This window comes from Agromyces sp. Marseille-Q5079, from assembly GCF_051016555.1.
GTDB lineage: Bacteria > Actinomycetota > Actinomycetes > Actinomycetales > Microbacteriaceae > Agromyces.
On record NZ_JBPEJF010000003.1, the window covers coordinates 133,376 to 148,266 of the forward strand.

The 14,891-nt window shown below is 71.5% G+C and carries 12 protein-coding genes; 9 read left to right on the forward strand and 3 right to left on the reverse strand.

All coding sequences use genetic code 11. The features are described from left to right. The first annotated feature begins 16 nt into the window (after positions 1–16). The 8 genes from ACR3IO_RS08145 to prfA all read left to right on the forward strand — a co-directional run bounded on the left by ACR3IO_RS08145 (position 17) and on the right by prfA (position 11,174). Positions 17–1,690, forward strand: coding sequence for an arginine--tRNA ligase (locus tag ACR3IO_RS08145; protein ID WP_434070694.1), 1,674 nt, complete (start codon positions 17–19; stop codon positions 1,688–1,690). Positions 1,691–1,745: 55 nt separating this feature from the next. Further along, positions 1,746–2,699, forward strand: coding sequence for an LmeA family phospholipid-binding protein (locus tag ACR3IO_RS08150; RefSeq protein ID WP_434070695.1), 954 nt, complete (start codon positions 1,746–1,748; stop codon positions 2,697–2,699). Positions 2,700–2,912: 213 nt separating this feature from the next. Then, the gene (gene lysA / locus ACR3IO_RS08155; RefSeq protein WP_434070696.1) at positions 2,913–4,337 is read left to right on the forward strand and encodes a diaminopimelate decarboxylase; all 1,425 of its coding nucleotides are present in this window, start codon (positions 2,913–2,915) and stop codon (positions 4,335–4,337) included. After that, positions 4,334–5,644: a homoserine dehydrogenase gene (locus tag ACR3IO_RS08160; protein ID WP_434070697.1), complete on the forward strand. Its 1,311-nt coding sequence runs from the start codon at positions 4,334–4,336 to the stop codon at positions 5,642–5,644. The genes lysA and ACR3IO_RS08160 overlap by 4 nt, the downstream gene beginning before the upstream one ends. After that, complete coding sequence (thrC, locus tag ACR3IO_RS08165; protein ID WP_434070698.1) at positions 5,641–6,738, forward strand: threonine synthase; 1,098 nt, start codon at positions 5,641–5,643, stop codon at positions 6,736–6,738. The genes ACR3IO_RS08160 and thrC overlap by 4 nt, the downstream gene beginning before the upstream one ends. Continuing rightward, on the forward strand, positions 6,735–7,694 hold the full coding sequence (thrB, locus tag ACR3IO_RS08170) for a homoserine kinase (RefSeq protein WP_434070699.1): 960 nt from the start codon (positions 6,735–6,737) through the stop codon (positions 7,692–7,694). The genes thrC and thrB overlap by 4 nt, the downstream gene beginning before the upstream one ends. A gap of 248 nt (positions 7,695–7,942) precedes the next feature. After that, positions 7,943–10,090 carry a transcription termination factor Rho gene (gene rho / locus ACR3IO_RS08175; RefSeq protein ID WP_434070700.1) on the forward strand — a complete coding sequence of 716 codons (2,148 nt, stop codon included), beginning with the start codon at positions 7,943–7,945 and terminating at the stop codon, positions 10,088–10,090. 7 nt (positions 10,091–10,097) lie between these two features. Continuing rightward, a complete protein-coding gene (gene prfA / locus ACR3IO_RS08180; RefSeq protein WP_434070701.1) occupies positions 10,098–11,174 on the forward strand; it encodes a peptide chain release factor 1 in 1,077 nt (358 codons plus the stop codon). Between the two features lie 114 nt (positions 11,175–11,288). Here the strand turns inward: prfA and epsC are convergent, their stop codons facing one another. Together epsC and cysK are read right to left on the reverse strand one after the other, a co-directional pair. Beyond that, positions 11,289–11,867: a serine O-acetyltransferase EpsC gene (gene epsC, locus ACR3IO_RS08185; protein WP_434070702.1), complete on the reverse strand. Its 579-nt coding sequence runs from the start codon at positions 11,865–11,867 to the stop codon at positions 11,289–11,291. A 4-nt stretch (positions 11,868–11,871) separates the two neighbouring features. After that, positions 11,872–12,807: a cysteine synthase A gene (cysK, locus tag ACR3IO_RS08190; RefSeq protein ID WP_434070703.1), complete on the reverse strand. Its 936-nt coding sequence runs from the start codon at positions 12,805–12,807 to the stop codon at positions 11,872–11,874. A gap of 92 nt (positions 12,808–12,899) precedes the next feature. Here cysK and prmC point away from each other — a divergent pair, with 92 nt between their 5' ends. Further along, positions 12,900–13,784: a peptide chain release factor N(5)-glutamine methyltransferase gene (prmC, locus tag ACR3IO_RS08195; RefSeq protein ID WP_434070704.1), complete on the forward strand. Its 885-nt coding sequence runs from the start codon at positions 12,900–12,902 to the stop codon at positions 13,782–13,784. Between the two features lie 17 nt (positions 13,785–13,801). Here the strand turns inward: prmC and ACR3IO_RS08200 are convergent, their stop codons facing one another. Continuing rightward, positions 13,802–14,833 (reverse strand): TetR/AcrR family transcriptional regulator C-terminal domain-containing protein, encoded by a 1,032-nt coding sequence (locus tag ACR3IO_RS08200; RefSeq protein ID WP_434070705.1) that lies wholly within the window; start codon positions 14,831–14,833, stop codon positions 13,802–13,804. Between the last annotated feature and the right edge of the window lie 58 nt (positions 14,834–14,891).

The window sequence follows — 14,891 nt, forward strand, 5'->3', positions numbered from 1 at the left end:
ACGGTAGGATTTGCGGGTGACTCCCGACGATCTCTCCCTCGCCCTGTTCGACCTCGTGACCGCCATGGTGCGGCGACGTCGTGACGCGGGTGACGAGGTCGTCCTCGAGCTCGCCCCCGAACAGATCGTCCTCGAGCGGCCGAAGCAGCGCGAGCACGGCGACTGGGCCTCGAACATCGCGATGCGGCTGGCCAAGCCGCTCGGCTCGAACCCGCGCGCCATCGCGACCGAGCTCGCCGAGGGCCTTGCCGCGGTCGACGGCGTGACGAGCGCCGAGGTCGCCGGTCCCGGCTTCATCAACGTGCGGCTCGACGCGGCCGCCGCGGGCGCCCTCGCGAAGGTCATCGTCGACGCCGGCGCCGACTACGGCCGCAGCGACAAGCTCGCCGGCGAGCGCATCAACCTCGAATTCGTCTCGGCGAACCCGACGGGTCCGCTGCACATCGGCCACACGCGGTGGGCGGCGCTCGGCGACGCGATCTCCCGCGTGCTCCGCGCAGCCGGTGCCGAGGTCGCGAACGAGTACTACATCAACGACGCGGGCAACCAGATGGAGAACTTCGGCCGCTCGGTGCTCGCCGCGGCGAAGGGCGAGCCCACGCCCGAGGGTGGATACCCCGGCAGCTACATCGCCGACCTCGCCGCGCGCGTGCTCGAGCGCGAGCCGAACCTGCTCGCGCTGGCCGACGACGTCGCCCTGCACAGCGCCACCGAGATCGCCTACGAGCTCCAGCTCGGCGAGATCCGCGCCTCGCTCGACCGCTTCAACGTGCACTTCGACGTCTGGACCAGCGAGCGTCGCATGCAGCTGAAGGGCGAAGACGGGCTGTCCGACGTCGACACCGCCGTCGAGCGCCTGCGCGCACAGGGCCACGTCTTCGACGAGGACGACGCGGTCTGGGTGCGCACCACCGACTTCGGCGACGACAAAGACCGAGTCATCCGCCGCAGCAACGGGGCGTACACCTACTTCGCGGCGGACGCCGCGTACTACCTCGACAAGGGCGACCGCGGCTTCGGCCACAAGATCTACCTGCTGGGCGCCGATCACCACGGCTACGTGCACCGCCTCAAGGCGCTCGCCGGTGCCGCGGGCGACGACCCCGATCGCGACATCGAGGTGCTCATCGGCCAGCTCGTGAGCATCAACGGCGCGAAGCTCTCCAAGCGCGCCGGCAACATCATCGAGCTCGACGACCTGCAGGCGTGGCTCGGCACCGACGCGCTGCGGTACACGCTCGCGCGCTACCCGGCCGACTCGCCGCTCACGATCGACCCCGAGATCCTCACGCGCCGCACGAACGACAACCCCGTCTTCTACGTGCAGTACGCCCACGCCCGCACGTGCGCGGTCGACCGCAACGCGGCATCCGTCGGCCTCGACCGGTCGAGCTTCGCGCCCGAGCTGCTCTCGCACGAGACGGAGTCGGCGCTCCTCGGCGCGCTGCAGGAGTTCCCGCGCATCGTCGCCCAGTCGGCGGAGCTCCGCGAGCCGCACCGCGTCGCGCGCTACATCGAGGAGCTCGCGGGCCTCTACCACCGGTGGTACGACAACTGCCGCGTGCTGCCGCTCGGCGAGGAGCCGATCGGCGACCTGCACCGCACGCGCCTGTGGCTGAACGACGCGACCCGACAGGTCATCCGCAACGGCCTCGACCTGCTCGGCGTCTCGGCGCCCGAGCGCATGTGACCCGTCGCCCCCGACGGGCGGGGTCCGAACGACCACGACGAGCACGGAGGCACCAGTGAGCACACCCCGCGACGACCACCGCGATCAGGGCACGGATGCCGCTGCCGAGCGCGGGCCCGAGGCGCCGACCGATGCCGCGGCGACCGGCCCCGTCCGTGATGACGAGCTCGCGCCGACGGCCGTGCTCGACGACGTGCGCGCCACCGAGGTGATCGATCCGCTCCCGGCCGCGCAGGCCGAGGGCGCCACGACCCCGTCCGATCGCCCGCGTCGACGCGCGAAGCCGTGGATCATCGTGGTCACGTGCGTGCTCGCGCTGGTCGCGGTGCTCGTCGTCGCCGACGTCGTGACGAGGTCCGTGCTGGAGCAGCGCATCGTCGAGCAGATCGAGGCGAACCTGCCCGAGGGCGTCGACGGCGAGGTCACGGCGCACGTCGCCGGGTTCTCGGTCCTGGCCCAGCTGGCGACGGGGTCGCTGGAGCAGATCACGCTCGACGCGTCCGGGCTCGAGGTCGACGGCAACCCGCTCGACGCGCACGTGGTGGCCGAGGGCGTGCCCGTGCAGCAGGGTGCCCCGATCGACCGCGTCAGCGGCACGGTCGATCTCGACGAGGCATCCGTGAACGCGTTGGTCGAGCTTCCGGGTGAGAACGGCGAGATCTCGATCGGCGACGGCACGCTCGGCTACCAGACCTCGATGGAGGTGCTCGGCCTCGACCTCGGCGCGTCGATCACCGCCTCGGCCGAGGCGGCCGGCACGAACGTGCTGCTGACCCCGGTCGGCGTCGAGCTCTCGGCGGGCGAGAACTCGTTCGAGCTCGGGGGCCTGGCGCAACAGCTGCTCGGCGACGCCCAGCTCGACGTCTGCGTGGCGCAGTACCTCCCCGCGGGCGTGCAGGTCGAGCAGATCACGCTCACCGAGGGCCACGCGCAGGTCGCCTTCACGGCGAGCGACGTGCCCTTCGAGGAGGCGTCGCTGCGCACGAACGGCACGTGCGACGCGTCGTGAGCCGGGCGACGGTGCGGCGTTCGCGGCGCGCTCGCCGCGGCGACCCGGCGGCGGGTCGCACGCGACGTCATCGATTCGGCCACTCGGATCGCGCTCGGTAGACTCGCGGTCAGGCCGTCCCACAAGGGCGGCGCGCTGCAGGCTCCATCGAATCGATCCGGTTCGCTCGCCGCGAGCGAAGCTCGAGATCCGTTCCGTCCCCAGAGGTTTCCCGTGGCAACGACCACCGCCGTCCCCGGATGGCTGCACGCGCCCGCCGACCCGAACGCCCTCGCCGCCCAGGTCTGGCCCTCCGGCGCGCACCGCGACGACGACGGCGCGATCGTCGTCGGCGGCATCGCGCTCACCGCACTCGCCGAGCGTTTCGGCACGCCGCTCTACGTCGTCGACGAAGACGACGCCCGGGCCAGGGCCCGCAGGTTCCGGGCCGCATTCGAGGCCGCCGCGGCATCCGTCGGCACCTCGGTCACCGTCTACTACGCGGGCAAGGCGTTCCTCTCGACCGAGATCGTGCGCTGGGTGAGCGCCGAGGGCCTCGCGGTCGACGTCTGCAGCGGCGGCGAGCTCGCGATCGCACTCGCCGCGGGAGCGGACCCGTCGAGGCTCGGCTTCCACGGCAACAACAAGTCGATCGCCGAGATCGAGCGGGCCGTGCAGGTCGGCGTCGGCGCGATCATCATCGACTCCGAGATCGAGATCGACCGGGTCGCGGATGCCGCGGCGCGGGCGGGTCGCGTGCAGCGCGTCCGGCTCAGGGTGAACAGCGGCGTGCACGCCTCGACCCACGAGTTCCTCGCCACGGCCCACGAAGACCAGAAGTTCGGGGTGTCCCTCGACCGCGCCGTCGAGCTCGGCACCCGCATCCGCTCGCACGCCTCGCTCGACTTCCTCGGCCTGCACTGCCACATCGGCTCCCAGATCTTCGACTCCGCCGGCTTCGCGGAGTCGGCCGAGCGCCTGCTGGCCGCGCACGCGGAACTCGCTCGCATCGCGCCGGTGCCCGAGCTCAACCTCGGCGGCGGCTTCGGCATCGCGTACACGTCGGTCGACGACCCGACGCCCATCGAGCAGATCTCGCTCGGCATCGCCGGGGCCGTCGCAGAGGCCTGCCGGGCCCACGGCGTCCCGGTGCCGAAGCTCGCGTTCGAGCCCGGCCGTTCGATCATCGGGCCGGCGGGCGTGACCCTCTACACCGTGGGCACCGTCAAGCCCGTGCCCACCGAGGGCGGGTGGCGGCACTACGTCTCGGTCGACGGCGGCATGAGCGACAACGCGCGCACCGCCCTGTACGGCGCCGACTACACGGTGCGGCTCGCGGGCCGGGTCTCCGACGAGCCGGCCGCGCTCGTGCGACTGGCCGGCAAGCACTGCGAGTCGGGCGACATCATCGTCGACTCCGACTACCTGCCGCACGACGTCGTCCCCGGCGACCTCGTCGCGGTCGCCGCGACGGGCGCGTACTGCTGGTCGCTCGCGAGCAACTACAACCACGTGCCGCGGCCCGCCGTCGTCGCCGTCCGCGACGGCTCGGCCCGCGTGATCGTCCACGGCGAGACCATCGACGACCTGCTCGCCCGCGACGCGGGCATCGAGGCCTCGAACCACGAACCGAACCACACCGGAGGAACCACCGCATGATCGAGTACCGCTCCATCCGGGTCGGCCTGCTCGGGGCCGGGTCCGTCGGGTCCCAGGTCGCCCGACTCCTGATCGAGCACGGCGACGAGCTCGCCCAGCGCATCGGCGCCCGCATCGAGCTCGTCGGCATCGCCGTCCGCGACCTCGACGCGAAGCGCGACGTCGAGCTGCCGCGCGACCTGCTGACCACCGACTCCGACGCCCTCATCCTCGGCTCCGACATCGTGATCGAGCTCATGGGCGGGCTGGAGCCCGCTCGCACGCTCGTGCTGAAGGCCATCGCCTCGGGCGCCGACGTCGTCACCGGCAACAAGGCGCTCCTCGCGACGCACGGACCCGAGCTCTACGCCGCGGCCGAGCAGGTCGGCGCCCAGCTCTCCTACGAGGCGGCCGTCGCCGGGGCGATCCCGATCATCCGCCCCCTTCGCGAGAGCCTCGCCGGCGACCGCATCGAGCGGATCCTCGGCATCGTGAACGGCACGACGAACTTCATCCTCGATCGCATGGACACCACCGGCGCCTCGCTCGAGGACGCCCTCGCCACGGCGACCGAGCTCGGCTACGCCGAAGCCGACCCGACCGCCGACATCGGCGGCTACGACGCGGCGCAGAAGGCGGCCATCCTCGCGAGCATCGCCTTCCACACGAGCGTCCCGGTCGAGGCCGTGCACCGCGAGGGCATCACCTCGGTGACCGCGCAGCAGGTGGAGTCCGCCCGGCGCGCAGGCTTCGTCGTCAAGCTCCTCGCGATCTGCGAGCGGCTCACCGACCCCACGACCGGAGAAGAGGGCGTGTCCGCCCGCGTCTACCCGGCACTCGTGCCCCGCGAGCACCCGCTCGGCGCCGTGCGCGGAGCGAACAACGCCGTGTTCGTCGAGGCATCCGCCGCCGGCCCGCTGATGTTCTACGGCGCCGGCGCCGGGGGAGTGCAGACCGCGTCCGCGGTGCTCGGCGACCTCGTGGCCATCGCGCGTCGCCACGTCGTCGGCGGTCCCGGCACGGCCGAGTCCACCCACGCCGAGCTGCCGATGTTCGAGATCGGCCGCATCACCACCCGGTACGCGATCACCCTCGAGGTGGCCGACGAGCCCGGCGTGCTCGAGCGCATCGCGCACGTGTTCGCCGAGCACGACGTGTCCGTCGAGCAGCTGCAGCAGACGGTGAGCGGCGGCTCCGAGCGGGCTACGCTGGTGATCGGCACGCACCAGGCGACGGAGTCCGCGCTCGCCGAGACCGTCGCCGCCCTCTCCGAGAACCCCGTCGTCGTATCCGTCGCGTCCGTCCTCCGAGTCGAAGGAGCAATGTGAACCAGCCCACCCCCAAGGCCACGTCCCGTCAATGGCGGGGCGTCATCCGCGAATACGCCGACCGGCTCGACGTCACCGACGCCACGCCGGTCGTCACGCTCGGCGAGGGTGGCACGCCGCTCCTGCCCGCGCCCGCGCTCTCGCGGCGCACGGGCGCCGACGTCTGGGTGAAGTACGAGGGCATGAACCCGACCGGCTCGTTCAAGGACCGCGGCATGACCATGGCCGTCACGAAGGCCGTCGAGCACGGCGCGAAGGTCGTCATCTGCGCGTCGACCGGCAACACCTCGGCGTCGGCCGCGGCGTACGCCACGCACGCGGGCATCAAGGCCGCGGTGCTCGTGCCCGAGGGCAAGATCGCCATGGGCAAGCTGAGCCAGGCCATCGCGCACAACGGCGAGCTCCTGCAGGTGCAGGGCAACTTCGACGACTGCCTCGACATCGCCCGCGACCTCGCCGAGAACTACGCGGTGCACCTGGTCAACTCGGTCAACAACGACCGCATCGAGGGGCAGAAGACCGCGGCGTTCGAGATCGTCGAGGCACACGGCGACGCACCCGACTTCCACTTCATCCCGGTCGGCAACGCGGGCAACTACACCGCGTACACGCGCGGCTACCGCGAAGACCTCGCCGCGGGCAACAGCACGCGCATGCCCCGCATGTTCGGCTTCCAGGCCTCCGGTTCCGCGCCGATCGTGCGCGGCGAGCCGGTGAAGAACCCCGAGACCATCGCGAGCGCGATCCGCATCGGCAACCCGGCCTCGTGGGAGCTCGCCCTCGCGGCGCGCGACGAGACCGACGGCTACTTCGGCGCGATCGACGACGACAAGATCCTCGAGGCGCAGCGCATCCTCTCGGCCGAGGTCGGCATCTTCGTCGAGCCCGCATCGGCGATCTCGGTCGCCGGCCTGCTCGAGCGCGCCGAGGCGGGCGTGATCCCGGCGGGCGCGCGCGTCGTGCTCACGGTCACCGGCCACGGCCTGAAGGACCCCCAGTGGGCGCTCCGCACGGCCGACGGCTCCGACGTGACGCCGACCATCGTGCCCGTCGACACCGCCCAGATCGCCGCGGTCCTCGGACTCACCTCATGAACCAGGCCGCACCCGGACTCGACGAGGGCGTCAGCGCCGTCGTCGGGCGCCGCGTGCACGTGAAGGTGCCCGCGACCAGCGCCAACCTCGGCCCCGGCTTCGACACGCTCGGACTCGCACTCGCGCAGTACGACGAGCTCGACATCGAGGCGACGGATGCCGCGACCCACGACATCTCGGTGCACGGCGTCGGCGAGGGCGAGGTGCCGCTCGACGCGTCGCACCTCGTCGTGCGCGCCATGGCGCACACGTTCGCGCACGCCGGCGTCCCGATGCCCTCGATCCGCCTCGTGGCGCACAACAGCATCCCCCACGGACGCGGCCTCGGCTCCTCGGGCGCCGCGATCGTGGCCGGCGTCATCGCCGCGTCCGGACTGCTCGAGGGCATCGCCCGGTTCAGCGCCGACGACCTGCTCGAGCTCGCGACCGAACTCGAGGGCCACCCCGACAACGTCGCACCGGCACTGTTCGGCGGCCTGACCATCGCATGGGTCACGCCCGACGGGCCTCGGCACAAGAAGCTCATCGTGCACCGCGGCGTCTCGCCGCTCGTGCTCGTGCCCGAGCACGAGATGTCGACGGCGCTGGCGCGTTCGCTCCAGCCCGAGTCGGTTCCGCACGAAGACGCCGTGTTCAACGTGTCCCGCTCGGCCCTGCTCGTCGCGGCCCTCATCCAGAGTCCCGAGCTGCTGCTCCAGGCGACCGAGGACAAGCTGCACCAGCACTACCGGGCGCAGGCCATGCCCGAGACCGATCGCCTCATCCGGGCACTGCGCGCGGCGGGGCATCCGGCCGTCGTCTCGGGGGCGGGCCCGTCGATCCTCGTGCTCTCCAGCGATCCCAGCGAGCGGGCCGAGGCCATCCGACTCGTCGAGGAGTCCGCCGAGACGGTGTGGCAGCCGTTGCCGCTCGCGGTCGACTTCCTGGGCGCGACGGTCACGCAGATCGACGGCTGACCGGTCCAGGCCGAGCACGTTCTCCACAGGGCGGGTCGCGAGTCCGCGGGGCGCTCGTCGGGTGATAGCATTGAGGGGCACCCGACGAGCGACGCACTGTTCGCGTCCATCGTCGCATCGTGCGATTCCCAGCAATCCATTGCTCTCGTTCTCGCGCACGTCTGCGCTTCGCGCATGACCTGCGACGTGTCAGCGACCAGCTCTCCTGGGTCGGCAGCTCTTGCCACCGGGGGAAAGGAACATACCCAGTGACCAACGCAACCGACCACGCCGAAGCAGGCGTGGCGAACCGCACCCGACTCTCCGCCCTGAAGGTCGCCGAGCTCCAGGAGCTCGCCTCCTCGCTCGGCATCCCCGGCGGCTCCAAGCGCCGCAAGGGCGAACTCGTCGACCTGATCTCCGCACACCAGGAGAGCCTGGGCGCCGAGGTAGCCGTCGACGCGCCGACGACCGACGCGCCCGTCGAGGCACCCGTCGTCGAGACCCCGGCCGAGCCGACGTTCGAGGAGCCCGAGGCTCCCGTCGTGGCAGACGCGCCCGCCGTCGAGCAGGCCCCCGAGGCCCCCGCCGCTGCGCAGCCCGCACGGCAGGGCCGCCAGCCGCGTCGTGCCACGAGCGCGAGCACGGCCGCCACGCGCCACGCGAACGGCGCCGCGACCGGCGTCGACCTCGTGCCCGCGGCATCCGAGCCCGTCGTCGAGTCCGACGACGCCCGCGAGGCGGCCCGCGCCGCCGTGCGCGAGGAGCTCGCCGCCGCGACCGGTGAAGCCGGCCGCGCCCCCAAGACCGCCGAGGGCGACGCCGAGGGTGAGACCTCCGGCGAGCAGCCCCGACAGGGCCGCAGCCGCAACCGCGGACGCCGGGGCGGCGAGCGCGAGCGCGCCGAGCGCACGGGCGACGACGCGCAGAAGTCGGGCGAGGGCCAGGGCCGCCAGAACGGCCAGGCCGCCGGCAGCGCCGATCGCCAGTCCAACGGCGACGCACGCAAGGGCGACGACCAGCCGGCACGTCAGGGCCGCGGCGAGCGTCAGGGCGGCGACCGCCAGGGCGACGCCGCCGAGCCCAAGCTGCAGGGCGAGGGCAACCGCCAGCAGAACCAGAACCGCGGCGACCAGCAGCTCGTCGACGGCGAGGGCGGACGCCGCAACCGGTACCGCGACCGCAAGCGTCGCGGCCAGACCGGTGGCGACGAGCTCGAGCCCGAGATCCTCGACGACGACGTGCTCATCCCGATCGCCGGCATCCTCGACGTGCTCGACAACTACGCGTTCGTCCGTACGACGGGCTACCTGCCCGGCCCGAGCGACGTCTACGTCTCGCTCGGCCAGGTGAAGAAGTACCACCTGCGCAAGGGCGACGCGGTCGTCGGCTCGATCAAGCAGCCGCACGATGCCGAGTCGAACAGCCGCCAGAAGTACAACGCCCTCGTGAAGGTCGACTCCGTCAACGGCCAGACCATCGAGGAGTCGGGCGCTCGCGTCGAGTTCCAGAAGCTCACGCCGCTCTACCCCCAGGAGCGCCTGCGCCTCGAGACCGAGCCCACCAAGCTCACGCAGCGCATCATCGACCTCGTCGCCCCCATCGGCAAGGGCCAGCGCGGCCTCATCGTCGCGCCCCCGAAGGCGGGCAAGACGATCGTGCTGCAGCAGATCGCGAACGCCATCTCGATCAACAACCCCGAGGTCCACCTCATGGTCGTGCTCGTCGACGAGCGCCCCGAAGAGGTCACCGACATGCAGCGCACGGTGAAGGGCGAGGTCATCGCCTCGACCTTCGACCGTCCGGCCGAAGACCACACGACGGTCGCCGAGCTCGCCATCGAGCGCGCGAAGCGCCTCGTCGAGCTCGGCCACGACGTGGTCGTGCTGCTCGACTCGATCACCCGGCTGGGCCGCGCGTACAACCTCGCCGCCCCCACCTCGGGCCGCATCCTGTCCGGTGGTGTCGACGCATCGGCGCTGTACCCGCCGAAGCGCTTCTTCGGCGCTGCGCGCAACATCGAGAACGGTGGCTCGCTCACCATCCTCGCCACGGCGCTCGTCGAGACCGGCTCCAAGATGGACGAGGTCATCTTCGAGGAGTTCAAGGGCACCGGCAACTCGGAGCTGCGCCTCTCGCGCCAGCTCGCCGACAAGCGCATCTTCCCGGCCGTCGACGTGAACGCGTCGTCGACGCGCCGCGAGGAGATGCTCCTCTCGCCCGACGAGGTCAAGATCACCTGGAAGCTGCGTCGCGCCCTCGCAGGCCTCGACCAGCAGCCGGCCCTCGAGGCGGTGCTGGGCCGCCTCAAGGAGACGCAGTCCAACGTCGAGTTCCTGATGCTCATGCAGAAGTCGATGCCGGTCGGGGCGAATGGCCACGGCGCATCGCACGCGAACGAGCACGACCACCGCTGAGGCATCCGTGTTCGAATCCGTCCAGCCCATGCTCGTCGAGCACGGCGAGCTCCAGGAGGCGCTCGCCGACCCGGCGCTGCATGCCGACGCCGCGCGCGCGAAGAAGGTGAATCGGCGCTACGCCGAACTCAGCCGCATCGTCGCCGCGAACTCGGCCTGGCACGAGGCGCAGGACGACCTCGCGGCGGCTCGTGAGCTCGCCAAGGAGGATGCCGCCTTCGCCGAAGAGGTCCCGGCGCTCGAAGAGGGGCTCGCGCAGGCCCAGGAGAAGCTCCGGCGACTCCTGATCCCGCGAGACCCCGACGACGGTCGCGACGTGATCATGGAGATCAAGGGCGGCGAGGGGGGCGCCGAGAGCGCCCTCTTCGCCGGCGACCTGCTCCGCATGTACATGCAGTACGCCCAGTCGAAGGGGTGGAAGGTCGAGCTCCTCGACCAGAACGAATCCGACCTCGGCGGCTACAAGGACGTGCAGGTCGCGATCAAGTCGAACGCCACCGACCCCTCGCAGGGCGTCTGGGCGCACCTGAAGTACGAGGGCGGTGTGCACCGCGTGCAGCGCGTGCCGGTGACCGAGACGCAGGGCCGCATCCACACGTCGACGACCGGCGTGCTCGTCTTCCCCGAGGTCGACGAGCCCGAAGAGGTCGACATCAACCAGAACGACCTCAAGATCGACGTCTACCGGTCATCCGGTCCCGGCGGCCAGTCGGTCAACACGACCGACTCCGCGGTGCGCATCACCCACCTGCCCACGGGCATCGTGGTGTCGATGCAGAACGAGAAGTCGCAGCTGCAGAACCGCGAGGCGGCGATGCGCGTGCTCCGCGCCCGCATCCTCGCGCGCCAGCAGGAGGAGATCGCGGCGGCGGCCTCCGACGCGCGCAAGTCCCAGATCCGGTCGATGGACCGGTCCGAGCGCATCCGCACGTACAACTTCCCCGAGAACCGCATCGCCGATCACCGCACCGGCTACAAGGCGTACAACCTCGACCAGGTCATGAACGGCGCGCTCGATCCGCTCATCGAGTCGGCCGTGCAGGCCGACGAGGAGGCGCAGCTCGCCGGCCTCGGCGACGACTGACCCGACGCGAGGGCACGAACACGAGAAGGGCGGATGCTGCGGCATCCGTCCTTCTGTGTTCGCCGGATCGGCGTGAGGCCCCGCGTCGGCGCGTTTCGCGTCAGCGGGACGCGTTCAGATGTGCCAGTCGTGGATGCCGCGGGACGCATCGGCGGTCGCCTCGGAGAGGGGCCGCGGCGTCGCCGGCACGCCGACCAGCAGGGAGTGCGCGGGCGCGCTCCTGGTGACGACGGCGTTTGCGCCGACGGCGCTCCATGCGCCGATCGTGATGTCGCCGAGCACCTTGGCGCCCGCGCCGATGGTGACGCCGTCGCCGAGGGTGGGATGCCGCTTCGTGCCGGGGCGCGTGTGACGGGGCGCCTTTCCGCCGAGGGTCACGCCGTGGTACAGCATCACGTCGTCGCCGATCACGGCGGTCTCGCCGATCACGACGCCCATGCCGTGGTCGATGAAGAACCGACGCCCGATCGTCGCCCCGGGATGGATCTCGATGCCGGTGAGGAATCGGGTCAGCTGGGAGATGACGCGGGCGGGGAACCGGAACCCGGCCACCCACAGGCGGTGCGTGAGCCGCGAGGCCCAGACCGCGTGCAGGCCCGAGTACACGAGGAAGACCTCGAGATCGCTGCGTGCGGCGGGATCGTGCGCACGGGCGGTCGCGAGGTCTTCCTTCAAACTGGAGAGGATGCTCACCAGGTCAGTCAAGCAGACCTTCGTACAGCACCGTCGACAGGTAGCGCTCTCCGTAGGAGGCGAGGATGACGACGATGGTCTTGCCGGCGTTCTCAGGGCGCTTGGCGATCTGGATCGCGGCGTACACCGTGGCGCCCGAGGAGATGCCGCCGAGGATGCCCTCTTCGGTGCCGAGCTGGCGGGCGGTGGCGACGGCCTGGTCGATGTTGACGTCGAAGATCTCGTCGTAGACCTCGCGGTCGAGGATCTCGGGGACGAAGTTCGCGCCGATGCCCTGGATCTTGTGGGGGCCGGGGGCGCCGCCGTTCAGGATCGGGGACTCCTCGGGCTCGACGCCGATGACCTGCACCTCGGGCTTGCGCTCCTTCAGGACCTGGCCGACGCCCGAGATGGTGCCGCCCGTGCCGATGCCCGAGATGAAGATGTCGACGCCGCCGTCGGTGTCGGCCCAGATCTCCTCGGCGGTGGTGCGGCGGTGGATCTCGACGTTGGCCTGGTTCGCGAACTGCTTCGCGAGCACCGCGCCGGGGGTCTCGGCGACGATCTGCTCGGCGCGGGAGACCGCACCCTTCATGCCCTCGGAGCCGGGCGTGAGCACGAGCTCGGCGCCGTAGGCCTTCAGCAGCGACTTGCGCTCCTTCGACATGGTCTCGGGCATCGCGAGGATGACCTTGTACCCGCGGGCGGCGCCGACCATGGCGAGCGCGATGCCCGTGTTGCCGCTCGTGCCCTCGACGATGGTGCCGCCGGGTGCGAGCTCGCCGGAGGCCTCGGCGGCGTCGACGATGGCGATGCCCAGGCGGTCCTTGACGCTCGCGGAGGGGTTATAGAACTCGAGCTTGCCGAGCACGGTGGCGCCCGCGCCCTCGGTGACGCGGTTCAGGCGCACGAGAGGCGTGCGACCGAAGGCCTCGGTGATGTTGTCGAAGATCTGGGCCATGGGGCTTCCTCTCGGAGTGCGGGTGCGGGGCTTGTGCACCGGCCAGCCTATGACCGGGCAGGTTCCCGGTCACGTGCATTACATTCCATTTCATGGATGCTGGGATGCCGCGGGACGCCGATGATCGTTCGATCCGGGCGCGCCGCGACGATGCGATCGCCCGGCTGGCCGCGGCGGGCCTGTTCGACGCCGAGGTCGACGCCGACCTGCTGATCGGGCACGTGCTCGGCCTCTCGCGCGGCGGGGTCCAGGCGCGGGTCGTCATGGGCGGCGAACTCTCCGAGGCGGATGCCGCTGTGCTGTCCGCGCTCGTCGCGCGCCGGGTCGCGCGCGAGCCGCTCCAGCACATCACGGGCCGGGCGCCGTTCCGCAGCCTCGACCTCCTCGTCGGGCCGGGCGTTCTGGTGCCGCGCCCCGAGACCGAGGGCGTGGCGCAGCTCGCCATCGACGCGCTGCGGGCGATGCCCGACGCGGAGCCCATCGCCGTCGACCTCGGCACCGGCAGCGGCGCGATCGCCCTCGCGCTCGCGACCGAGGTGCCCTACGCCCGCATCTACGGGGTCGAGATCTCGCCCGAGGCGATGGCGTGGGCGCGCCGGAACGTCGACGAGGTCGGCGTCGCCGTGACCCTCGTCGAGGGCGACCTCGCGGATGCGCTCCCCGAGCTCGACGGGCAGGTGTCGGTCGTGGTGTCGAACCCGCCGTACGTCCCGGCCGCGGCGATCCCGGCCGACCCCGAGGTCAACCTGCACGACCCCGTGCTCGCGCTCTACGGCGGCGACGACGGCCTCGACGTGATCCGGGCCCTGTCGCGGAGGGCGTTCGCGCTGCTACGACCGGGCGGCGCGCTCGTGATCGAGCACTTCGAGACGCAGTCGGCGCCGATCGCCGACCTGCTGGCCGCCGACGGATGGCGCGCCGTCTCGCATCACCGCGACCTGACGATGCGGGATCGGGCGACGACCGCGGTGCGCTGACACGGCAGCCGTTCGCCTCAGGAGCGGCGCTGGTCGCGCTCCTTGTCTCGTTCTGCGCGTTCGCGGTCGCGTTCGAGGCGCTCGAGCGCGCGCTTGACCGCGTCGCGCTCGCGCTTCTGGGCTTCGCGAAGCGCCTTCTGGGCTTCGCGGACCGCCTTCTCGGCGTCGCGGCGGATTCGTGCGGCCTCGCGCGCATCCTTGTCCTTGGGCGGCTCGAGGGTCGGCGGCAGGGGAGCGGGCGAGGTCTCGGCGCGGTGCTCGTCGCGGCCGGCGTCGGCGGCGTGCTGCGCGACGTAGGTCGCGATGCCGTCGAGCATGCGCTGCAGGCCGAAGGCGAAGTCCTCGTCGGTGCTCGGGCCGGGGGGTTCCCCCTCGTGGGCCTGCTCGACGTACCCGCCGCCGAGGAACAGCGGGGCGAGGTGGGGGAATCGCTCGGGCGTGACGAATTCCATGAGCGTCGCGAAGGTGCGTTCGCCCGTGACCTCGGCGGGGTCCGAGGCCGCCGCGGCACGGGCGATGTCGCGGTCCTGGGCGCTCGTCGCGCGCGCATAGCTCGTGAACATCAGGAGCGCGGACATCTTCTCGCCGTCGCTCAGCGGGAGCTCGCGCACCTCGCGGAGGAACCAGTCGACGATCGCGAGGGCGTTCGGCGTGATGGGGGCGCCTGAGACGGGGATGTCGACGAGCCAGGGGTGCTCCGCGTAGCCGGACCTGATGCCGTGCACCCATGCGGTGATGCCCTCGCGCCAGTCCCGGTCGACCGCGTCGTCGGGCACGGGGAGGGCGCTGGCGGCCTCCTGCATGAGCAGGATCAGGTCGTCCTTGCTCGTGACGTAGCGGTAGAGCGACATGGTCGTGAACCCGAGCGCGCTCGCGACCCGGCTCATCGAGACGGAGCCGAGGCCTTCGGCGTCGGCGAGCTGGATGGCGGTGTCGACGATCCGCTCGATCGACAGCTCGCGCTTGGGGCCGCGCTGCGGATTGGCGGCGACCCCCCAGGCGAGCGCGACGCCGCGCGGCAGTTCGGGGTCGGGGCGCTGCTCGCTCATCGGCATCCGTTCATCTGAGGTGTTGACGACAGTCTAGAACTGTGTATTACTTAAACAA